23 protein-coding genes, 1 tRNA gene and 2 pseudogenes are annotated in these 18,528 nt (G+C 54.5%); 12 read left to right on the forward strand and 14 right to left on the reverse strand.

What is annotated here, in order from left to right; translation table 11 throughout:
• Positions 1-624: RHS repeat-associated core domain-containing protein (locus ACIGDJ_RS21790; RefSeq protein WP_397479580.1), on the forward strand; the 624-nt coding region annotated here is incomplete at its 5' end.
• Positions 621-1,049 (forward strand): DUF6896 domain-containing protein, encoded by a 429-nt coding sequence (locus tag ACIGDJ_RS21795; protein ID WP_101157402.1) that lies wholly within the window; start codon positions 621-623, stop codon positions 1,047-1,049. The genes ACIGDJ_RS21790 and ACIGDJ_RS21795, both read left to right, overlap by 4 nt.
• A gap of 73 nt (positions 1,050-1,122) precedes the next feature.
• On the opposite strand, the gene ACIGDJ_RS21800 is transcribed toward ACIGDJ_RS21795, so the two are convergent.
• From ACIGDJ_RS21800 to ACIGDJ_RS21830, 7 genes are all read right to left on the reverse strand, one after another.
• Positions 1,123-1,290: a hypothetical protein gene (locus tag ACIGDJ_RS21800; protein ID WP_016773805.1), complete on the reverse strand. Its 168-nt coding sequence runs from the start codon at positions 1,288-1,290 to the stop codon at positions 1,123-1,125.
• 118 nt (positions 1,291-1,408) lie between these two features.
• A complete protein-coding gene (locus tag ACIGDJ_RS21805) occupies positions 1,409-1,828 on the reverse strand; it encodes a YMGG-like glycine zipper-containing protein (RefSeq protein ID WP_397479579.1) in 420 nt (139 codons plus the stop codon).
• 135 nt (positions 1,829-1,963) lie between these two features.
• Positions 1,964-2,335 carry a hypothetical protein gene (locus ACIGDJ_RS21810; RefSeq protein WP_016773803.1) on the reverse strand — a complete coding sequence of 124 codons (372 nt, stop codon included), beginning with the start codon at positions 2,333-2,335 and terminating at the stop codon, positions 1,964-1,966.
• Positions 2,336-2,641: 306 nt separating this feature from the next.
• Positions 2,642-2,830, reverse strand: coding sequence for a hypothetical protein (locus tag ACIGDJ_RS21815; RefSeq protein ID WP_101157408.1), 189 nt, complete (start codon positions 2,828-2,830; stop codon positions 2,642-2,644).
• A gap of 189 nt (positions 2,831-3,019) precedes the next feature.
• Positions 3,020-3,340, reverse strand: coding sequence for a YbjQ family protein (locus ACIGDJ_RS21820; RefSeq protein WP_016773801.1), 321 nt, complete (start codon positions 3,338-3,340; stop codon positions 3,020-3,022).
• Positions 3,341-3,411: 71 nt separating this feature from the next.
• Entirely contained in the window at positions 3,412-4,692 is a 1,281-nt protein-coding gene (locus ACIGDJ_RS21825; RefSeq protein ID WP_397479578.1) for a Y-family DNA polymerase, read from the reverse strand.
• Positions 4,679-5,110: a LexA family transcriptional regulator gene (locus ACIGDJ_RS21830; RefSeq protein ID WP_101157414.1), complete on the reverse strand. Its 432-nt coding sequence runs from the start codon at positions 5,108-5,110 to the stop codon at positions 4,679-4,681. The genes ACIGDJ_RS21825 and ACIGDJ_RS21830 overlap by 14 nt, the downstream gene beginning before the upstream one ends.
• Positions 5,111-6,355: 1,245 nt before the next feature.
• On the opposite strand from ACIGDJ_RS21830, the gene ACIGDJ_RS21835 reads away from it, so the two are divergent.
• Together ACIGDJ_RS21835 and ACIGDJ_RS21840 are read left to right on the forward strand one after the other, a co-directional pair.
• Positions 6,356-7,039: a hypothetical protein gene (locus ACIGDJ_RS21835; RefSeq protein WP_397479577.1), complete on the forward strand. Its 684-nt coding sequence runs from the start codon at positions 6,356-6,358 to the stop codon at positions 7,037-7,039.
• Positions 7,040-7,077: 38 nt separating this feature from the next.
• Positions 7,078-8,070: a hypothetical protein gene (locus ACIGDJ_RS21840; RefSeq protein ID WP_397479576.1), complete on the forward strand. Its 993-nt coding sequence runs from the start codon at positions 7,078-7,080 to the stop codon at positions 8,068-8,070.
• Between the two features lie 488 nt (positions 8,071-8,558).
• Here the strand turns inward: ACIGDJ_RS21840 and ACIGDJ_RS21845 are convergent, their stop codons facing one another.
• Positions 8,559-8,777, reverse strand: a complete 219-nt coding sequence (locus tag ACIGDJ_RS21845) for a hypothetical protein (protein ID WP_263469639.1) — start codon at positions 8,775-8,777, stop codon at positions 8,559-8,561.
• 512 nt (positions 8,778-9,289) lie between these two features.
• On the opposite strand from ACIGDJ_RS21845, the gene ACIGDJ_RS21850 reads away from it, so the two are divergent.
• Entirely contained in the window at positions 9,290-10,135 is an 846-nt protein-coding gene (locus ACIGDJ_RS21850; protein ID WP_397479575.1) for a fimbrial protein, read from the forward strand.
• Between the two features lie 122 nt (positions 10,136-10,257).
• Here ACIGDJ_RS21850 and ACIGDJ_RS21855 read toward each other — a convergent pair.
• Positions 10,258-10,899 (reverse strand): annotated as a pseudogene (locus ACIGDJ_RS21855) (hypothetical protein); the annotation flags it as partial.
• Between ACIGDJ_RS21855 and ACIGDJ_RS21860 the strand changes: the two are divergent.
• The 5 genes and pseudogenes from ACIGDJ_RS21860 to ACIGDJ_RS21880 form a co-directional block, all read left to right on the forward strand.
• Positions 10,892-12,439 (forward strand): annotated as a pseudogene (locus ACIGDJ_RS21860) (bifunctional DNA primase/helicase); the annotation flags it as partial. The pseudogenes ACIGDJ_RS21855 and ACIGDJ_RS21860 sit on opposite strands and share 8 nt — an antisense overlap.
• A gap of 15 nt (positions 12,440-12,454) precedes the next feature.
• Entirely contained in the window at positions 12,455-12,748 is a 294-nt protein-coding gene (locus ACIGDJ_RS21865; protein ID WP_150638700.1) for a hypothetical protein, read from the forward strand.
• A gap of 64 nt (positions 12,749-12,812) precedes the next feature.
• On the forward strand, positions 12,813-13,064 hold the full coding sequence (locus ACIGDJ_RS21870; protein ID WP_397479574.1) for a hypothetical protein: 252 nt from the start codon (positions 12,813-12,815) through the stop codon (positions 13,062-13,064).
• The gene (locus ACIGDJ_RS21875) at positions 13,054-13,224 is read left to right on the forward strand and encodes a hypothetical protein (protein ID WP_178081155.1); all 171 of its coding nucleotides are present in this window, start codon (positions 13,054-13,056) and stop codon (positions 13,222-13,224) included. The genes ACIGDJ_RS21870 and ACIGDJ_RS21875 overlap by 11 nt, the downstream gene beginning before the upstream one ends.
• A gap of 106 nt (positions 13,225-13,330) precedes the next feature.
• On the forward strand, positions 13,331-14,515 hold the full coding sequence (locus tag ACIGDJ_RS21880; protein ID WP_397479573.1) for an Arm DNA-binding domain-containing protein: 1,185 nt from the start codon (positions 13,331-13,333) through the stop codon (positions 14,513-14,515).
• Here ACIGDJ_RS21880 and ACIGDJ_RS21885 read toward each other — a convergent pair.
• The 5 genes from ACIGDJ_RS21885 to ACIGDJ_RS21905 all read right to left on the reverse strand — a co-directional run bounded on the left by ACIGDJ_RS21885 (position 14,499) and on the right by ACIGDJ_RS21905 (position 16,533).
• Positions 14,499-14,747: a hypothetical protein gene (locus tag ACIGDJ_RS21885; protein ID WP_397479572.1), complete on the reverse strand. Its 249-nt coding sequence runs from the start codon at positions 14,745-14,747 to the stop codon at positions 14,499-14,501. The two genes, ACIGDJ_RS21880 and ACIGDJ_RS21885, sit on opposite strands and share 17 nt — an antisense overlap.
• Positions 14,744-14,983 carry a hypothetical protein gene (locus ACIGDJ_RS21890; protein ID WP_397479571.1) on the reverse strand — a complete coding sequence of 80 codons (240 nt, stop codon included), beginning with the start codon at positions 14,981-14,983 and terminating at the stop codon, positions 14,744-14,746. Before ACIGDJ_RS21890 ends, ACIGDJ_RS21885 begins: the two co-directional genes overlap by 4 nt.
• A gap of 597 nt (positions 14,984-15,580) precedes the next feature.
• Entirely contained in the window at positions 15,581-15,892 is a 312-nt protein-coding gene (locus ACIGDJ_RS21895; RefSeq protein WP_125916036.1) for a hypothetical protein, read from the reverse strand.
• Positions 15,893-16,021: 129 nt separating this feature from the next.
• A complete protein-coding gene (locus ACIGDJ_RS21900) occupies positions 16,022-16,240 on the reverse strand; it encodes a hypothetical protein (RefSeq protein WP_150638705.1) in 219 nt (72 codons plus the stop codon).
• 203 nt (positions 16,241-16,443) lie between these two features.
• A tRNA-Ser gene (locus tag ACIGDJ_RS21905) sits at positions 16,444-16,533 on the reverse strand.
• Positions 16,534-16,828: 295 nt separating this feature from the next.
• Here ACIGDJ_RS21905 and ACIGDJ_RS21910 point away from each other — a divergent pair.
• Together ACIGDJ_RS21910 and ACIGDJ_RS21915 are read left to right on the forward strand one after the other, a co-directional pair.
• The gene (locus tag ACIGDJ_RS21910; protein ID WP_313005511.1) at positions 16,829-17,518 is read left to right on the forward strand and encodes a crotonase/enoyl-CoA hydratase family protein; all 690 of its coding nucleotides are present in this window, start codon (positions 16,829-16,831) and stop codon (positions 17,516-17,518) included.
• A gap of 220 nt (positions 17,519-17,738) precedes the next feature.
• Positions 17,739-18,461 (forward strand): 1-acyl-sn-glycerol-3-phosphate acyltransferase, encoded by a 723-nt coding sequence (locus ACIGDJ_RS21915; protein ID WP_101157429.1) that lies wholly within the window; start codon positions 17,739-17,741, stop codon positions 18,459-18,461.
• The last annotated feature ends 67 nt before the right edge of the window (positions 18,462-18,528 follow it).

The raw sequence follows: 18,528 nt of genomic DNA on the forward strand, positions 1-18,528 counted from the left end.
GAAGACTATCTGGATCAACCGCTGCGCTTTCAGGGGCAGTACTTCGATGTTGAAAGTGGGCTGCATTACAACCGGCACCGGTATTACGACCCGAGATTGGGGCGGTATCTGACCCCGGACCCGGTGAAGCTCGCGGGTGGGTTGAATCAATACCAGTACGTGCCGAATCCGACGGGGTGGGTGGATCCGTTGGGGTTGACGTCTAATTGCCCGCCGCCGAAGAAGCCTGGGTGTGAGGTTCCGGGTGGGATTGGCTCGGCTAGAGTTGATGAGGGGGAGCCGGATGTACCGGCCATTGCTCACGATATAGATCCACAAACTTTGAAAAGATTACATACAATCGAGGGAAAGACCTCAACCAAGACAGTCGAGGACTATAAAAGCCAAATGCGTAACGGGTACGACTCAGTGGAACCTATCGACGTAATAGAACATGACGGCCATTTATACATTCTGAACGGACACCATCGCGCAGCAGCTGCACGGCAAACTTCGACCAATGTGACAATCAGACTCATAACCGATCTCACAAAATACGACAGAACTCTAAACAGCATTGAAGATGTACTAAAGTCAGCAAACAACGTAGGTTTAGACAGATTGGAGCATCGCAGAAGAAGATGAGTGAACAAAGTGAAACTTTGGAAATCCTGATAAATGACTTTATCTCTATGGTAGAGTCCAGCACTCTGGTATTTGAGAGAAAATTTGGCACTCGAGATATTCGAAGGCTTTGGCGCACCGAGTCAATAAAGCGATGCGGGAGGGTCACGCGAGGCGTTAAATATGAATTGCATGGTATTGGCTGTCGAATCAATTTATCGACCGGAAGTGTAGATTTTGACTATGGCCCTAACGGTGAAATCAATGGATTTGATGTTTGGCGCCTATACAACTTCGCTCGCGAGAGACCATCAAAATATAAAAAATATTGCAACAAAAACAACATCGAAAAAGAATTAGAAGAATATATAAATCTAAAAAAAATAAAAAAAATGTCAGCCATAAGCAATCTATATGTATTGGCCGACTCAAAAGAAATCGATTAGACCCACCACAAAAAGGGCCTGCTCACTCAGGCCCTCAAAACCAAATCCAAACTTTCAAGCCACCCTACTCCACTCACTGCTCATCCCCATCCTCCTCATACTCCATATCCGCCTCATCCGCATCATTCAACGGCACTGTCGCATCATCCATCAGCGAGCCCGGATCTTCATTCCCCGGGTCATTGATAAACGGCAGTCCACTCGGGCCCTTCTCTTCTTTGCCTTCGGTTTCAGGAGTCATGGCGAACCTCTTGATCGTGTGGGATGTATGACGTTCGAAAAGCCCTGCCGCCAATCGTTCCTCTGCCTGACGGCCAGACACGAAAAACCCGGCACCAGGCCGGGTTTTCGTTGATCAATCAGCGATGTTTATTTTTGTGTTTGTTCTTGTGCTTGTGGCCGCCGGAATGAGATCCGCCGTCGTCGTCGCCAAGATTGTTACCTACCGCGCCGCCTGCTGCACCGCCCAGGCCCGCGCCGATGGCGGAGCCGGTGGAGCCGCCGAGGCTGTTGCCGACGACCGAGCCGCCTGCTGCGCCCAGACCGCCACCAATGGCGGCTTCAGTGCGGTTGCGTTTGTTCGCGCCGACGGCACTGCCCACCGCGCCGCCAACACCTGCGCCGACCGCCGCGCCCGTGCTGCCGCCGAGTTGTCCGCCAACCACATTACCCAACGCACCGCCGAGACCACCGCCTACGGCAGCGGTGCCGTCTCCGGCTGCCATCGCGCCTTGCGCCACGAACAAGCCAAAAAACAGTGCAGATAATGACAATCGCATATGAACCTCGCAGTTCCCGAAACGGGACAATCCGCCCAAGCGGGGCGTATGCAGATTGGAGATGATTTCGGACAAAACGTTCAGCCATGAAAAAGCCCGACATCGAGCCGGGCTTTTTCTGACAGGCAATCAGCCTCAGTGGCGCTTGTGACCTTTGCCCAGGTTGCTGCCGACTGCGCCGCCTGCCGCACCGCCCAGACCCGCGCCGATGGTGGCGCCGTTGCGACCGCCCAGGCTGTTGCCGATCACCGAACCACCGGCCGCACCGACACCGCCGCCGATCGCCGCTTTGGTACGGCTGCCCTTGCGTGCGGCGACGGCACTGCCCGCTGCGCCCGCGACGCCAGCGCCGATGGCGGCACCGGTGCTGCCGCCCATTTTCTGACCGACCACATTACCCAGCGCACCACCCAGGCCACCGCCCAGCGCAGCGGTGCCATCACCGGCAGCCATCGCACCTTGAGCAACCAGAAGGCCAAGAACCAGAGCAGGCAGTGTTAAACGCATGACGAAAACCTCAAATAAACGGGATGACGAAAAGGAGCGGGATCTATGTGCGGCGCAGGAAAGTCCAGACGCCGGCGACAGCGTCGATTGGACAGCGATCAGGGAAAAGGTTTTATGCCGGGCAAAAAAAAGCCCGCTGGGGAGACGGGCTGGAGACTTGCTTTCTAACGGATGGCTTCACCCTACGTTGACCAACGTGAAAAGTTTGTGAAAAAAAACCGACATTAATGTCAACGCCCGCCCTGCATTCCATCTCCCATTCTTGCGCATAAAAAACCCCGCTCAGAGACGGGGTGCAGGATGAAATCACTTTCTGGTCCTTGCCGTGACCTTGGGCAGAAATTTCGCTTTCGGCCCTTTGGGGGCTATAGATTTGATTTTGCCGATGCTGACCGGATCTTCGCCAAAACCCGACTGATACTCCGACTGACCGCAGCGCACACAGTTGTTGAATGAAAACTCTGCGCCATCATCTTCGATAAATGGACCTGACATAGACTCTCCCCTACGCAACCGGGTCGACACCGGCAAAACAGTTTTGCCTGGAAAATATCGTCCCTCAGCGCTTTTGAGACTAGCCGGTCATTACTGGACTTGCCGTCCAGCGGCATTGATCACCGACGAATGGATCAAGCGCTGCAATCAGCGCTCACTCGCTAAATCAGCTTTGGCTTGACGGCAAGCTCAGCGCAGCTTCACCGCCGTTCCGGTGACAAACACCACGACCATGCCGCCCTTGCCTGCCGGCATGCTGATCTCAAAATCCACGCCGACCACGGCGTCAGCCTGCAATGCCCGCGCTCGATCTTTCAGTTCGTCGGTTGCCTGAATGCGGGCCTCCTTAAGAGCCCGCTCCAACGTCTGCGACCGCCCACCAAAGAAGTCGCGCATGCCGGCGAACATATCGCGGATCACGTTGACGCCTTGCACAGACTCGGCGCTGACAATGTCCAGATAGGCCGTGATCTGCCGCCCCTCGACGGAATGAGTGGTGGAAATGATCATGAAAGTCGTCCTTATACTGCGAAAGTGAAAGCGGCGATTGTAACGCGGCACCAAACGTCGCACCCGCTGCTTCAATTACATTTAACGACCCACAATTGATCCAGCTTCGTCGTAAAACTCGAACTCATCATCTCCCGCCGCATCCCCCAATCCGGATCGGCTGGCACACTTCCCGCGCGCAACGTTCCATGGCCCCATCGCTGATTGATTCGATCCAGTACGCCCATCACCTTCTGCGCCGCTTGGGGTTGAGAATCTGCAAACAGGTCTTCGGTAAACTCTCCGGGCTGCCGAAGATCCATCAATAACACCTCAGCCTTGCTGTACTTGAAACCCGGCCGGAACAATCGGTCAATCGCCTCGCTCGCCAACTTGCTCAACAGTCGCACGTCGTTTGTCGGATAAGGCAATTCAATCAGCGCGCCATTGGCGTACTTGGCCTCCTGCGGATTGAACATGCCCGTGCGGATACTCACGCGGATCTTTTTGCACAGTGAATTCTGTGCCCGCAGCTTTTGCGCCGCTCGATGTACATAAGTCGCCACGGCTTCCTTGATCGGTTCGATGGTAGTCAAACGGTTGCCAAACATGCGGCGGCTGCAGATTTCCTGTTTCGGCGGCTCGGTTTCGGACAGTTCCAGACACGATGTGCCGCCCAGTTCGCGCGCGGTCTTCTCGATCACCACGCTGAACTTGCGCCGAAGTGTCCACGGATCAGCCCTGGCCAGGTCCATCGCGCTTCTGATCTGCATGCTCTCAAGATGAGCTTTCATGCGCCGACCGATGCCCCACACTTCGCCGACATCGGTGTTGCGCAGCACCCAGTCGCGTTTGACCGGATCGCAGATGTCGACCACGCCACCGGTGTGCGCCTGCAGGCGTTTCGCAGTGTGGTTGGCAAGCTTGGCCAGCGTTTTCGTAGGGGCGATGCCGACGCCGACGGGGATGCCGGTGCGTTTATAAACAGCGGAGCGGATGGTCCGGCCAAACAAGGTAAGGTCGCCTGGTATGCCGCTCAGATCGGCAAACGCCTCATCAATGCTGTACACCTCGACGGCGGGCACCATGGATTCGATGATCGTCATCACCCGCTCGCTCATGTCGCCGTACAACGCGTAGTTGCTGCTGAACACTTGGATACCGTGGCGGCGCAGATCATCACGAATCTGAAAATACGGCGCGCCCATTTTCACAAAGGGCTTGGCGTCGTAGCTGCGCGCAATCACGCAGCCATCGTTATTGCTCAGCACCACAATCGGCGTCTTCGCCAGATCGGGTCGAAAAACTCGCTCACAGCTGGCATAGAAGCTGTTGCAATCAATCAGCGCAAAGACCTGCTCACGATTTGCCATGGTCGCGCACGCTGTAAGTCACCACGCCCCAGATCACCAGCTCATCTCCTTCCATCACGTAACGAGGCGGATATTTACTGTTGGCTGAAAGAAGAATGATGGCGTTATCGCGCATGTGCAGGCGCTTGCAGACGGGCTCGGAGTTGAGCCCAGCGATCACGATATCGCCGTGCTCGGCGTTCAGGCTGCGATTGACGATCACCAGATCACCGCAAAATATCCCCGCGTCCTGCATGCTCTCGCCTTCGATCTTCGCCAGATAAACGTGCGGCGCACGAATATCAAAAACCTCATCCAGAGAGATGTGCTTTTCAATGTGATCGGCCGCCGGCGAAGGAAAACCGGCGGGAATCCGAAACGAATACAGCGCAAGCTTTTCGCCCGCGCCTGACAAAGGGCCGAGGATGGTGACACTCATGATACGAACCTGATAGTGAATTTACTGTATGCGCATACAGTAAACTCGGGACGGTTCAAGGGGTCAATGAGGCGTGTAGGAGATTTCGACGGGTGACAGGGTTTTGTACAACTTCTCGGAAAGAAAGGCACGCCGCCATACATTCCAGATCGTCGATCCCAGTTGTTCGTTACTGCCCTTTTTTCCAGACGCCAAAAACCACAAACCCCCGACTTTCTCTAGGAAAATCAGGGGTTTGCGTTTACTGAATTTGGCGGTGAAGGAGAGATTCGAAACTACCCGTTTGCGGTTTTTTGAGCACACCCCCCCGGTTTATAAGGGCTGCAGAGGAGCGAGATTTTTAATCTCAGTCCCATGGCAGTCCCATGGGTTTTGCGCACCAGGTTGCAGAACAGGGTCGCGAAAGCCATTTCGACCTTTCATGTTGACCCATGGGAAAAAGGTAATTTTGGTAATACAGCATGAGCCAACCTCTGGAGGCCTTGAAAATCGTGGCGTTGGGAGAATTCCTTAAAGGTAATAATTTGGTAAGTATGAAGTTAGAAAATTACCCTTCCTACGAGTAATCCCTGATAGCCCTCAAACCCAGTAAAATGGGGCACTTCAGAAATTATTACCCTAACTCTTACCTAAAATTACCTCTTGAGGTAATGACTGAAAGCCAGGCACCACAAGGGGTGTAGCCCATTTCTACATCTCGCTTACCAAAATTACCTTTTTCCCAGCCCACGTTTGAAAAATATCCATACGGCGAATCCCAAGCAACCGCTTTCGGGTTTAATCTGGAGCACTCTCGCTGCTATCTGGTTTCTTTCAGATGGAGCCAGTACCTATGCCAAGGGAAGATGCTTTACCCGGGAGCACGACGCGTGAGGTGTTCGATGTATTCCAGCGCGAGCGCAGTAATCCGCGCTCATCTTTTCATGACAGGGTCAAAAATGCTCGTCGAGCAACGGACTTGAATCGTGGACAAAAGGATTATGAGCCCGAGTAAGACAACCCTATTTGTTGGGCGAGGCCTTATAAATCAGCGATCTAAGCGGGCGCCTGTGTATATGTGCCGAATAGAAATCTTCCTAAATTGGACGGATTATTTCGTGGTAAAGCCTCCAGCCGCCTGTTCAAGTGACGAGGCGCTCACTGATTGCTGCTAGTCTGCGATTCGATCATGGCCTTCCATTTCTTGGCGCGGTATTTCGAATTGGAAAGACGCCGCTTTCAAATTGAATCAGGAGAGTTTGAGATATGGACAATGGTCACCCACCGCGTAGCGAGCAAGTCGAGGCGCTTTTGCAGGCGCTGGAACGGGACAAGGACGCACTGCTTAAGCTTTGCATGGATGTCGTCGGTCCCTCTGGCAGTCCGATGTACCCGTTGGACTGGATGGTATTCGCCGCAATTAAGCGAACCGTCAGTACCTCAAGTGCTACGGCGGCAATGGTCCGATCCTGGAATATGGTGTGTGCACGCTCAATGTTACGAATGCATATAGACACCGCATTGCGATTTTCAGCCGCGTGGTTAGTCTCTGACCCTCATCAGTTTGCTACAGATGTGATGAAGGGAGTGCCGATCAACAGGATGACGGACCGCAGCGGCAAACAGCCCCTGTCAGATGCTTTTTTGGTTGAAACACATAAGGCCGAGTATCCCTGGCTTCCCGACGTCTACAAAAATCTGTGTGGCTACGTGCATTTTTCGGGGGCGCATATCACTGACTCGATCTCGAATATCGAGGACGCTTCTCGAACCATTGAGTTTGAGATATCAGCCACTGATTTGAAATTTTCTGATTCTAGCTGGGTTGAGGTTTTGAATTGCTTCAGGGAGACGACCTCGATCCTTTCTTGGTACCTCCAAGGGTATGCAGAAACGAAAAAGCTCACCAAAGAAAAGTTTGAGACTCTGAGTAGCAAGAAAGAAAGCTGAGTATCTGTTTGTCAGCACGATCGGAGAGTTGGTATCCCATGACAGATTTTATTCACGAAACGCCCGCTGCCCTCCAATGGGTGGTTGAAGCGGAAAAGCGACATCAAGGTAGGGCGTATGGCGAAGTTGTGCGCGCGGTGGTTTGGACAGATGATCGCGATAATGAAGGCCAATTATTGGTTGATGTCGATCCAGATATACTGGTTGCGACAATAAACAGCGATCCGTTTGTCCTTCTTGAAAATCATGACCCTGGACGTCCAAAAGGACAAATACTTGAGGGTGCGTTTTTTGAAACTGCTGACGGTCGGAAGTTTATCGCCGCGGTTTTAGGTTATTACGCTGGCGGAGACGTTTTGAGCTTTCGTGGGCTGGGAGTGAATACTGGCATCCCGGTGCCGCCTCCTCAGCAGCTTCCAGCGTTACTAAATGATGTGTGGATAGAGATCGGAACGGACTCAAGAGAGGTGGACCCAGCTTGGCTGGAGCAAGTCACCAGCGATGCTCCTATCAGAGTCGAACACACTGAGCTTTCGCATAACTCAGCAGAGACTTTTCAAGAGCTGATTCGCATTGGCCTACCTTATGTGATCCTCGTCTGGAATCCTTTTGTGAAGGCTTTGGCTTCAGAGGCTGGAAAAGCAACCTATCCCGCAATCCATGCGTGGGTTCGGAAGCTGTTTAGCCGATTAGCTGATCGACGCAGTCCTATACTCGACTTCCACTCTCATCAGGACGGTTGCCAAGTCTCTTTTTTATTCAGAGGCAAGGACGAAAAAAAACTACGTCAAGCGATGGATTTGTTGGCCGGCGCAGCGGCACAAGCAGCCCGGTTGATCTCAAGGCTGAAGGGGCTAGGAAAAATCAGCCGACAGTTGGTCTATGAGTTCGATGACGAGACGCTCCAGTGGTTTCCGTCTTTTGTGCTGTTGGATGATGGTCGAATCATCACCGATAACCTTGCACTTATCGCAATCGAAAATCTTCCCCAAGGATTGAGTCTCGGTTTGACGAGAAGCAATTCCCTGTGAAATGTAGTCGCAGTCCAAATAGGACGATCCGCTGCCCACCGCCCATATGATCGTTGGGCTGTGGCGACCTCCCCGAGTCATGCCGTCGCCATCGTTTTACTTGATTACTCAACGTGATCGCATTTAAAAAACGCTGAAAAAGCCGGGTTTTTCAAGGCTTGGCTCAATGAACTCGGCGCTCAATTTCCCTTCCGCCCACCAACACCTCAACGTTCGTTGTGCAAACTTCCTTACCTTTCTTTTCAAAACTCTGCACAGCGTGCAAAGACCAGTTAGCTCAGGAGGCCACCAGCCTACGTGGCCGGAGCGTCAATTCGTACAACGTTTCCGTTTTCACAAAAAGGCGATGCGCAACCCGCCGGCGGGAGGGGGATAAGTGCTTTTTCACCGATTTTTTATAGAGATCGATTCGTTGCAAACGATTGAACACTCGCAGGGCTGATGTCTCGTGGACTCCAGCCTTTTCGCGTGCAGAGCTTAGAGATTCGCTAGCATCGCCGTAGTCGCATAATCGCGTCTGTAATCGCTTGTGCATTTGCGTCCAAGGTTTCCATGGCGACGAATGCGTTACCTGCAACATCCGCTACGCCGCTCTCTGAAAGCCACTTAGTGATCTCCTCGATGGCCGCGCCTAGCGCGTGCTGATTGTGTAGAAGCAACGTCAGAGCATCTGCCGTGGCGATCTTGCATTCCGAGTTATCCAGCATGGTGGCCATCCTTAAAAAGTGGTCTCGTAAGATTAGTCCATCCTCCGGATAGCTCGCTGGACGTTGCTAGATTAGTCAGCCTTAACCGACTCTGCTCGATGCGACACTGGCAGGCATGGCAGTAACCGGCTTTGTGTTGAGCGGTATTGAGTACATCGATGGCTGCGCGTATGCGCAGTCGTGGTGGTGTCGACTCGGCTGAAAAAACAATTAGCGTGCGCACACAACAACCAAAATACAGACCATTCTTATTTTAAACGGAACAGCCATCTTCCACCCTCAATCAAATACATGCAACGCATGCGTCAGACATAAAAAATCTCACAATAAGTCGCCACATCAACGTGTATACAACGCGCCTCTGCTTTTTTGAGATATTTAACAGGATTATGAATAGGTTTTTTTAAATGCGATCAACACTACTACGCACAGTATCACTTTTAGCTGCTGCTACGATCCCCCTTTGTGCAAATGCTACCTGCACTTACCTTGCGGGGCACGGCCCAGTAACCATGAGCACCAAACTCCCTCCCAGCATTACTGTTCCAGCGAATACGCCCAACGGTACGATAATATACATAGGGGGCGATGGTTTTGCGAAAGAGCTAAAAAATCGATTTGGTTGTACTACTAGCTTTTCCGCTGGAAGTATGGACGCACGAGGACAGAATGCGACCTCTGGAACTTACCCCATAGGAGATACAGGCTTGGCGTGGGAATGGACCACTAACCAGGAGAGAGTTGGACAATACCCTGCTATCACAAAGGATGCCGCCCCCGATTATACTTTCAACTATTTGATCCTAGGTTTTAATATCGTTAAAATCGGAGACATCAAAGCTGGTGCAAGAATCCCCGGCGGAATATTGGGTTATTACAGAGATGGCGAACTTTACCCGATAACCCTAAGCGTCACGGAAATGAATGTTGTCGCAGCCTCCTGCGAAACACCGGATATCAATGTCCGAATGGGCACCTTCACGCTCAGCGACATTGGGAAGGCACAGGGAAGCCACTCTGAGCCTGTTGCTTTTGGCATAAAACTGAATAATTGCCCAGCAGGCCTTAATAAAATAAATTATCGCTTCACGAGAGTCGGCGAGACTGCCGATTATCGAAATGGTGTCATCAGATTGAATTCCAGTTCCACAGCCAAGGGTATTGGCATCCAGATAAAACACTCCAATGGCCAGCCAGCCATAATCGACGGCACAACCAAACAAATTTATGACGGTTATGATTCAAAAGGAGGAAACTTTGAAATCCCTATGACGGCCGCATATTTTCACATCGATAACGAAGACTTGAAGCCTGGCACAGCCAATGCCGAGCTTAACTTTACAATTGAATATCTATAACCGGAAAACTTTACAGCTAACAAAAAAACAATGCAGCTTGATTGGTTTCAACCGTTGAGTTACGCCTAATAGCGCTGACTCAAAAATTATGCATTTAACTGTGCATCCACAAATAAAACACACTACATCGATACCGCAGGCTTCGGCTGCAACGTTATTTTTTCGAGTTTTACTAGGCCAGTAGAAGCTTGCGATGCATACAGGGTAAAATTGCCCGCATTGTTCGGCGTTTGCGTGACGCCATGATTATGCATGGCTATTTGCACATTCATATGCTCAATTAATTTAAGCACATCGCAAACAACCTGAAATAAGTTAATCGATTCCGACCCAATCCAGTTCTTCGGTGCCATCAGGTGCTGTTGTTTAGCTACGATGCTTCGGCGCAGCCCTTCAATTCGCTCCTGCATATCGCCTCCCACAGTGGCGTTGTACTTCTTTCCGACAACCAGGTTCAGATCACGACCGGTCGCTAGGTGCAGATCATCCACTGCCGCCAAGCTCGCGGATCCGCCCGACATCAGCTTGAGCGCTCCCAGCGCCTCGATCTTTTTCACACCACCCACAGTTTCGGTCGAGTGGTCGTCGATCGTCTGCGTGTAGCTCTGGAACTGCTCGCGGTTGTCCAGAGCTTCGACTTCGCGCTCGATCGCCTGATCTCGGATCTTGCCATCGGTCTGGCGTAGCCAGTTGCCATCGGCGTCGACGCGCTGCTGGGCGGCTTCGCTGTGCTGCCATACCTGGTCGCCCTTGGGCACCAGCGGTCAGCTGTCTGCGGCCAGTGAATTCAAGAAACGCCTGCTCGGCATGGCCGCCGGCGCCATGTTCACCGGCAGCGGCCAGCAGCTCGACAAGTTGATGAAGGATCAGCTGTTTGGCATCAAAACCGTGTCGACCATCGACTACGTCGGCTACAGCAAGGAATACGCCTGCTACGTCTACGGCGACCTCGCGATCAAGGACGGCACCACCTACAAGGTCAACAGTGAAGACTATTTCGAGTTCGGCAAGCTGCGCCTGAAAACGCTGCAGAAAGGCGTACCAATCAAGCTGCAGCGCGATGGAAAAGACTTCAACGAGAAGTGGGTACAGTTGCTGTGGACCTGTTTCGGCGCCCAGGGCTTCGTCGCACTGGTGTTCTTTTTCGGCTCGCTGTTCTGCGAACAGATCCGCGCACGTTACCAGTCCTTCCCCTTCCTGGAAGCCACTGGTGAAGCCGGCGCCGGCAAGACCACACTGCTCAACCTGCTGTGGAAACTGCTCGGCCGCGAAGGTTATGAGGGTTTCGACCCGATGAAATCAACCAAGGCCGGGCGTTCGCGCCTGATGGGTCAGGTGTCCGGCATGCCGGTGGTGTTTCTTGAGGCCGATCGCCACAGCGACGATCGGGCGCACGCCAAAACCTTCGAATGGGACGAGCTGAAAGACTTCTACGGCGGCGGCACGCTGGCCACCAAAGGCGTCAAGACAGCGGGCAACGAGACGTATGAACCGCCCTTTCGCGGAACGATCGCCATCAGCCAGAACGCCGCCGTGGTGGCTCACGAAGCGATCATGACGCGCATCGTAAAGCTGCACTTTGTACGCCCGACTGTCACCCCGGAAAGCCGTGCTGCCGCTGACCAGTTGAACGCACTGGACGGCGGCACCCTCAGCCACTTCCTCTTGAAAGCGGTGGGCAAAGAATCTGCCGTACTCGATCTGTTCGCCCAGCGCATGCCCGAACACGAAGCCAAGCTGCGCCGTCTGCACACGCACTGTTTTGCCTGCGGTACGGCCTATGCGAGCGAGCAAGGCAACTGCAGCAGTTGCGGCTACGACCTGCGCGGTTACATCCGGGTCGAGCGCATCAGCAAGAACCACGCGCAATTGTTATCGCTGCTGGATGGTCTGCGCCTGGTGCTGAAACTCAGTGATCCGCAGGTCGCTGCCACGCAGCGGCAGATCGTTCGGATGGCGATTGAACGCCAGGCCTCGATCAGCTCCGACCATCCGGCCGTCGCCGAATTTTGGGAAGTCTATGACTACCTCGAATCCTTGAGCGAAGACCCGGTGGTCGACCACAGCAGTGACCCGGCGGTGATTGCTATCAACCTCAACGAATTCTGCGAGCGCGCCGCCGAACACAAACAGAAGCTGGCGGACGTGGCCACGTTGCGCGACCTGCTTAAGGAGTCGCGCTCGCGCAAATTTCTCGACAGCAATAAGGCCGTGCACAGCGCCGTGCGCGCCGCCTTCAATCACCGCAACCCTGTTTCCCAACCCCGGCCGACCACGGTCAAGTGCTGGACATTCAAGGCGTAAAGGAGAGCAAGACCGATGCAGATCCAAGTGTTTATGGGCAATGCCGGCGACGGCCACACCAACAAGCTCCAGTCGGTGCAAGACCGTTTGGATTTGGCGGGACAACGCGCGCCGATCATTCAGGCCGGTGCTTACGCAGAGGACGGTTTGCTGCAGATGCTGGAAGTTCGAGCCGCCGCTGGGCAGCGCGAAATCCTCGTGGACGACTGCAGCCGGCAACAGATTTTGCGGGTGTTGGAATGGCAGTCATGTGTTGAACATGAGCCGCGTTTCGAAGGCCTGGTGATCCACCTGGCACGTAAGGACTGAGGAAAAAAACAGTGTCGAGGAGTTGCAGCTCCCCGACACCCGACTACAACTGAGGACCCTAACCATGCAAGCACAGAACCACAGCAGCAGCGGCGCGAAGGCTACCACACCGGCGCGCCACCTGGTGGCCACCGCGATTATCGGCGCCGCCGTCATCGGCTACCTGGTGCACAAAACCCCCGAGGCCCGCACGCGCCTGGAAAGCCTGAGCCAGATGGCCAGCCGCATGGGCGATCTGAGCGCGACGGATGCCGCCGTGATCAGTCAGCTACTCGCCCGCCCCGCCACAGAAGGAGACTCACGCCATGTCCAGTGACCCAGCCGTAACACCGGTGCGCCGCTTTCCCTGGAACATCGATTACACCAGCGTGTGCGATCAGTGCGGCAAATGGCGAGCCCAGGGCAATCACGATAAATGCAGCCGGCGGCGTCAGCGGCTGAACGCTCATCTGCGCCATCCCAAGCCCAAGGCATAAGCCGCGTCCACCAGAAGACGCACCCGCAGATACTTGGCCCGGAAACGGGCCTTTTTGTTTCCGATCGTCAGACTGTCGACATACGAATACAGCGTTAGAGGTTTACATGAGTGGGGTTGAAACTCGCGGTAAGTCCGTGAGGATCTATTTTCAGTACAACGGGGAGAAATGCCGGGAGACGTTCCCGGGCGGCAACACACCGGCCACCGTGGCCCAGGCCAAGCGCCTGGCCGAAATCATCGAGTACGAGATCCAGACCGGTACCTTCGACTACGCGCGGCACTTTCCCAATTCGACCAGATTGGTGGAAAACACTTTCGGCCATTACCTGGATCTGTGGCTGAAAATCAAGGCCAACAGTGTCGCGGCTTCCAGTTACCGAGGTTACGCCAACAAGGCCGAAGTGCATGTGCGCCCGCGCTGGGGCAAGGTCCAGATCAACCAGATCGATCACTTGGACCTGCAGGAATGGATTCAGGACACGCTGTCCAAAACCCTGAAGAACAAGACCATCCGCGATATCATCAGCAATGTGCGCCAGGTGTTCCGCTTGTATCGCACGCGCATGAAAGTCGCGCACGACCCGACCGAAGGGTTGATGGTGCGTCTGCCGGATCCCGAAGCGCCGGACCCGTTCACCCGCGCCGAAATCCGGCAGATCCTCGAAACCCCGACCCAGCGCACGCAAGAACTGCTGATGGTGCAGTTCATGCTGTGGGCAGGTCCACGGGTATCGGAAACCATTGCCCTGGCTTGGGAGGACGTCGACCTGGCGCAAGGCACGGTGACCTTTCGCCGGTCCAAAGTGCGCGGCGCTTATCGCGTGACGAAAACCCGCCGATCCACGCGGCGGGTGCGCCTTCTGGCACCGGCGTGGGACGCCCTGCGCAAGATCGATGCGCTGAACCGCAACCGAAAAGCGGAAACCGTGGAGGTGGTTGAGCGGGACAACAAGACGGTGCGAAAACACAAACTTCACTTCGTGTTCCTGAACACCAAAACCGGGCTGCCGCATGCCAATGACTTCGTGGTGCGCGATCGTTTCTTCAAGGCGCACTTGCTCGCCGCCGGCGTTCGTTATCGGGGGCCGGGACAATGCCGGCACACCTACGCTAGCCAGTTGCTGACCACCGGGGTCGCGTCGATCGACTGGATCGCCGAACAGATGGGCCACACCAACGGCAACATGATCCGTCAGCACTACGGGACGTGGATCAATGAAGACGGACCGGATGTGGTGGGGATGTTGCAAATGGCCTTGAAGCTGTCACCGGTTACAGCTCTACATTGAATCCGCTGAGGCCCACGCCTTCGGCAAAACGTCCCACGGCGGTCAAGCTGGCCCAGGTGCGAAGCGGCTCCCGCCGCGAGCGCACTGGCACCCAGCGTGCGCCGCTGCCACCCAGGCGAATCGACAGGCCCCAGTCGGGGCCGCCGTTGATCCTGGCCACCAGGCATTCGCGCACCGCGTGTTGTTCGACCAGGGCGCGCAACACCTCTTCGTGAATACCTTCGCCGATCACTGCTCGTGCTCCTGACGCCGCGCCGTGGCCGCCGCCTCGAAGATCTTATACAAACCTTCGATACTGGCCGCGTTCAGCGCCTTGACCGCCTCCAGGCCCAGCACAAAACCTTCGGCACGATCACTGGCGCGAAACAGGTCGTCAGCCGTGTGTGCCAGTTCAATTTGGTGCAGCAGTTTCAGGGTTTGCACCTCCACTGCGTTCGGCAGTTTCAGTGCTGCCAAGGTATCAGTCATGCGTACTCCCACGTCCCGAGATCAACCAGATATCGAGGGAATGGTAGACCAGCCCTGGGGGGACCGGCTTCCACGGCCACAAAAAAAGGCCCCCACACCTGAGCCTGGTGGGGGGGCCGATTGAACATAGGCTGGAATTCAATGAACAGGTCATTAAGGCCGCTATCGGCCAATAGCTGCCTCTCATTTCAGCAGCAATGGGCAGGTGAAGACTGCATCTTATGACTGAGTACGGGTGCAATTCAGAGGGGGCATTTCTTCATTGAGAGCCGTAGTCGTTGCCATTCATTCCAGCAGTCCTCGGCGACTAAGTCCCGGAACCCACGTTCGTTCTCCATATCCAGGGCGACGTCGAATGGAACTGCAACACACGTCGCGTGATCACGAATTTTGAGTGCCTCGGACTCTGTAAGTGGGGAGCCTTTGTTCGTTTCGGCGCTTTGCAAAGCCACCGAAAGCGCCGGAATGAATACAACGCAAAGCTGTTCCGTCATCTGTTGCTTGCCTCAATTGTGCGAGAAGGCCGAAAGATTACGCTGGTCGCTTAATCACGGCTATTGGCCAGAAGCTGCCTCCCAGGCAGCGAACCGTGAATGGTCACTCGTCAAACAAGGTCCAGCCATGACAAATGCCGGCAAAGTCTTTTGCCGTAAAAAATAATGTCAGTTCCTTTGGGTCAAATTCTTTGTAGAGCCAATGCCCAGGAATGGGGCCTCTCGTTATCGCGTATTCCAAGCGGTATTTTTGAACAGGTCCAAAACCGAAGGATCGTGAATTCAACTCAAACCTGTCACCTCTGTTGAGCGCCCATAGCTTTTCAACAAGGCAGTCATCAAGCACCACCTCTCCCGCTACCTCAATCAGATACTTTGAATGAAGTTTCTGTTGAAGCCTAACGCTTCTGGCCATGCATCAACCTACCTATGAACAGTCCGAGCATCGGCGCAATAATACTTGAACATGATGACGACCGCTTTGGGTTGGAAAAAAGTGCGTTGAGCGTCCGCTTTTGGCCGATTGCAGCCAACCAGGACGCCCCTAGCGCTGCCGTAGCCGCATGATCGCACCTGTAATCGCCGTTGCGTTTATATCCAGTGTTTCCAAAGCTGCAACGGCATTATCGGCAACAACGTCTGCGCCAGCCCCTGAAATCCAATGGCTAATCTCTTCAATCGCCGCCGCCAGGGCATGCTGGTTATGCAGGAGCAATGTCAGAGCATCTGCCGTAGCAATGTTGGAGTCTGAGTCATATGGCATGGAAGTCGTCCTTGTACCTAAGTTTGGAGAAGCCTAGTTCATCAGATGGATGATGAAGGCAATGATCCATTCAGCAGGCACTATTTACGCACCGATATAGTGCGCCAGTCCCATCTCAGTCCCATATGGCCTTTTTTCAGACATCAAAAACCACAAACCCCCGACTTTCTCTAGGAAAATCAGGGGCTTGCGTTTACTGAATGTGGCGGTGAAGGAGAGATTCGAACTCTCGATACAGTTTCCTGTATACACACTTTCCAGGCGTGCTCCTTAAGCCACTCGGACACTTCACCGTATCTCTGCAGACATCTTCTGTCTGTCGAGGCGCGCTAATGTAGTCGAAAGCTTTTCTGATGGCAAACTTTTTTTCAGAATTTTCATGCGCTTAAGAGAGCACCCAACGTTCGGCCTGTGAGCACGATGGCAAACCCGCCAATCTCGGGTGGGCCGCGCGCTTCCTTTATAGAAGGCAAGAGGCGCGCCGCGCTGGCCGAAGTGCTAAACGGTGACTGACAGGTCAGTCACGGCGCTTTACCTGGCTTGCGGCGGTGGGTAACGTCTGCCCATCTTTCTAAAAGGAATAGCGTCATGAGCGAGTTGATTGCCTACCACCTCGAAGACGGTATCGCGACCCTGACCCTGAACAACGGCAAGGTAAATGCCATCTCCCCGGATGTGATTGCGGCGTTTAACGCGGCGCTGGATCAGGCGGTGGCGGATCGGGCCGTGGTGATCATTACCGGCCAACCGGGAATTCTCTCGGGCGGTTATGACCTGAAGGTGATGACGGCAGGGCCGAAAGAGGCCGTTGCGCTGGTGACAGCCGGTTCTACACTCGCCCGTCGCCTGCTCTCTCACCCGTTCCCGGTGATCGTTGCCTGTCCGGGACATGCCGTGGCCAAGGGCGCTTTCCTGCTGTTGTCCGCCGATTACCGCATCGGTGTCGACGGCCCGTTCAGCATCGGTCTGAACGAAGTGCAGATCGGCATGACCATGCACCACGCCGGTATTGAATTGGCACGTGATCGCTTGCGGCGTTCGGCTTTCCATCGTTCGGTAATCAATGGCGAGATGTTCGATCCGCAAGGTGCCGTTGACGCAGGCTTCCTCGACAAGGTCGTGACTGCGGAAGAATTACAGGGCGCTGCTCTGGCTGCCGCGCGTCAGTTGAAGAAGATCAACATGCTCGCGCACAAGAACACCAAGCTCAAAGTGCGCAAGCATTTGCTGGAAATCCTCGACGATGCCATCGTCCAGGACCAACAGCATTTGGGCTGATTCGTCCAACGTCCGCGTGCTAATGAAAAGCCCGACCCTCGTGTCGGGCTTTTTCTTACAGCGGGCGTTGAAGATTCGCTAGAAGCTCTAGGACGCGCCTGACGAGCAATGCTGAAACATGCGCTTAAACATCGGCCATCTCCGGACTCTATAGCAGCAATTGCCGAAAACAGTGCACATCCGTACACTGCGCCACCTTTTGTCCCGGTGGGCCTGCAAAATGCTGTTCGTGTTTCGTATGTTGTTGATGGGCCTGCACTTTATTCTGGCGGGCGTACTGGGCGTGATCCTTGGACTGTGCCGCCCGTTCAACCCGGACAACAGCCGACTGTGCGCCCGCCTCTACGCGCTGCCAGCAATGCGCATTTTGCGTTTGCGGGTCAAGTCCGAGGTCAACGGCTTGATGAACAAGCCTGACAGTTGCGTGATCATCGCCAACCACCAATCCAACTACGATCTTTTCGTGTTCGGCAACGTAGTCCCGCGCCGCACCGTGTGTATCGGCAAGAAAAGCCTGAAGTGGGTGCCTTTGTTTGGCCAGTTGTTCTGGCTGGCCGGCAATGTGTTGATCGACCGTGGCAATGCGCACAAGGCGCGGCAGTCGATGCTGACGACCACCCACACCCTGCAGAACAAAGACACCTCGATCTGGGTATTTCCGGAAGGCACGCGCAACCTCGGAGAAGAGTTGTTGCCGTTCAAGAAAGGCGCGTTCCAGATGGCGATTGCTGCCGGCGTGCCAATCGTTCCAGTGTGCGTGAGCAGTTACGTCAAGCACATGCGCCTGAATCGCTGGCGCAGCGGCAACGTTCTCATACGCTCGCTGCCAGCGATTCCTACAGTCGGATTGACCATGGATGACATGCCCCAGCTCATCGAGCGATGCCGCGAGCAGATGCGCGAGTGCATTGAGTCGATGGATCGGCAACTGCAAGCCGCGTAAAAAACAAACCCGCCCCGTGCGGGTTTTCTTTTGCCAGCTGAACTGTACAAGTTTCACTGACTCTCAA

Source organism: Pseudomonas sp. NPDC079367 (genome assembly GCF_044542195.1).
Taxonomy (GTDB): Bacteria; Pseudomonadota; Gammaproteobacteria; order Pseudomonadales; family Pseudomonadaceae; genus Aquipseudomonas.

Excerpts from the sequence above, each read along its gene's own strand:
- ACIGDJ_RS21890 (WP_397479571.1), bottom strand. The coding sequence starts at position 14,983 with ATGACTGATACCTTGGCAGCACTGAAACTGCCGAACGCAGTGGAGGTG.
- ACIGDJ_RS21830 (WP_101157414.1), bottom strand. The coding sequence starts at position 5,110 with ATGAGTGTCACCATCCTCGGCCCTTTGTCAGGCGCGGGCGAAAAGCTT.
- ACIGDJ_RS21910 (WP_313005511.1), top strand. The coding sequence starts at position 16,829 with ATGAGCGAGTTGATTGCCTACCACCTCGAAGACGGTATCGCGACCCTG.
- ACIGDJ_RS21820 (WP_016773801.1), bottom strand. The coding sequence starts at position 3,340 with ATGATCATTTCCACCACTCATTCCGTCGAGGGGCGGCAGATCACGGCC.
- ACIGDJ_RS21825 (WP_397479578.1), bottom strand. The coding sequence starts at position 4,692 with ATGGCAAATCGTGAGCAGGTCTTTGCGCTGATTGATTGCAACAGCTTC.
- ACIGDJ_RS21845 (WP_263469639.1), bottom strand. The coding sequence starts at position 8,777 with ATGCTGGATAACTCGGAATGCAAGATCGCCACGGCAGATGCTCTGACG.
- ACIGDJ_RS21815 (WP_101157408.1), bottom strand. The coding sequence starts at position 2,830 with ATGTCAGGTCCATTTATCGAAGATGATGGCGCAGAGTTTTCATTCAAC.
- ACIGDJ_RS21800 (WP_016773805.1), bottom strand. The coding sequence starts at position 1,290 with ATGACTCCTGAAACCGAAGGCAAAGAAGAGAAGGGCCCGAGTGGACTG.
- ACIGDJ_RS21900 (WP_150638705.1), bottom strand. The coding sequence starts at position 16,240 with ATGCCATATGACTCAGACTCCAACATTGCTACGGCAGATGCTCTGACA.
- ACIGDJ_RS21835 (WP_397479577.1), top strand. The coding sequence starts at position 6,356 with ATGGACAATGGTCACCCACCGCGTAGCGAGCAAGTCGAGGCGCTTTTG.
- ACIGDJ_RS21865 (WP_150638700.1), top strand. The coding sequence starts at position 12,455 with ATGCAGATCCAAGTGTTTATGGGCAATGCCGGCGACGGCCACACCAAC.
- ACIGDJ_RS21870 (WP_397479574.1), top strand. The coding sequence starts at position 12,813 with ATGCAAGCACAGAACCACAGCAGCAGCGGCGCGAAGGCTACCACACCG.
- ACIGDJ_RS21875 (WP_178081155.1), top strand. The coding sequence starts at position 13,054 with ATGTCCAGTGACCCAGCCGTAACACCGGTGCGCCGCTTTCCCTGGAAC.
- ACIGDJ_RS21810 (WP_016773803.1), bottom strand. The coding sequence starts at position 2,335 with ATGCGTTTAACACTGCCTGCTCTGGTTCTTGGCCTTCTGGTTGCTCAA.
- ACIGDJ_RS21795 (WP_101157402.1), top strand. The coding sequence starts at position 621 with ATGAGTGAACAAAGTGAAACTTTGGAAATCCTGATAAATGACTTTATC.
- ACIGDJ_RS21915 (WP_101157429.1), top strand. The coding sequence starts at position 17,739 with ATGCTGTTCGTGTTTCGTATGTTGTTGATGGGCCTGCACTTTATTCTG.
- ACIGDJ_RS21895 (WP_125916036.1), bottom strand. The coding sequence starts at position 15,892 with ATGGCCAGAAGCGTTAGGCTTCAACAGAAACTTCATTCAAAGTATCTG.
- ACIGDJ_RS21850 (WP_397479575.1), top strand. The coding sequence starts at position 9,290 with ATGAGCACCAAACTCCCTCCCAGCATTACTGTTCCAGCGAATACGCCC.
- ACIGDJ_RS21880 (WP_397479573.1), top strand. The coding sequence starts at position 13,331 with ATGAGTGGGGTTGAAACTCGCGGTAAGTCCGTGAGGATCTATTTTCAG.
- ACIGDJ_RS21805 (WP_397479579.1), bottom strand. The coding sequence starts at position 1,828 with ATGCGATTGTCATTATCTGCACTGTTTTTTGGCTTGTTCGTGGCGCAA.
- ACIGDJ_RS21840 (WP_397479576.1), top strand. The coding sequence starts at position 7,078 with ATGACAGATTTTATTCACGAAACGCCCGCTGCCCTCCAATGGGTGGTT.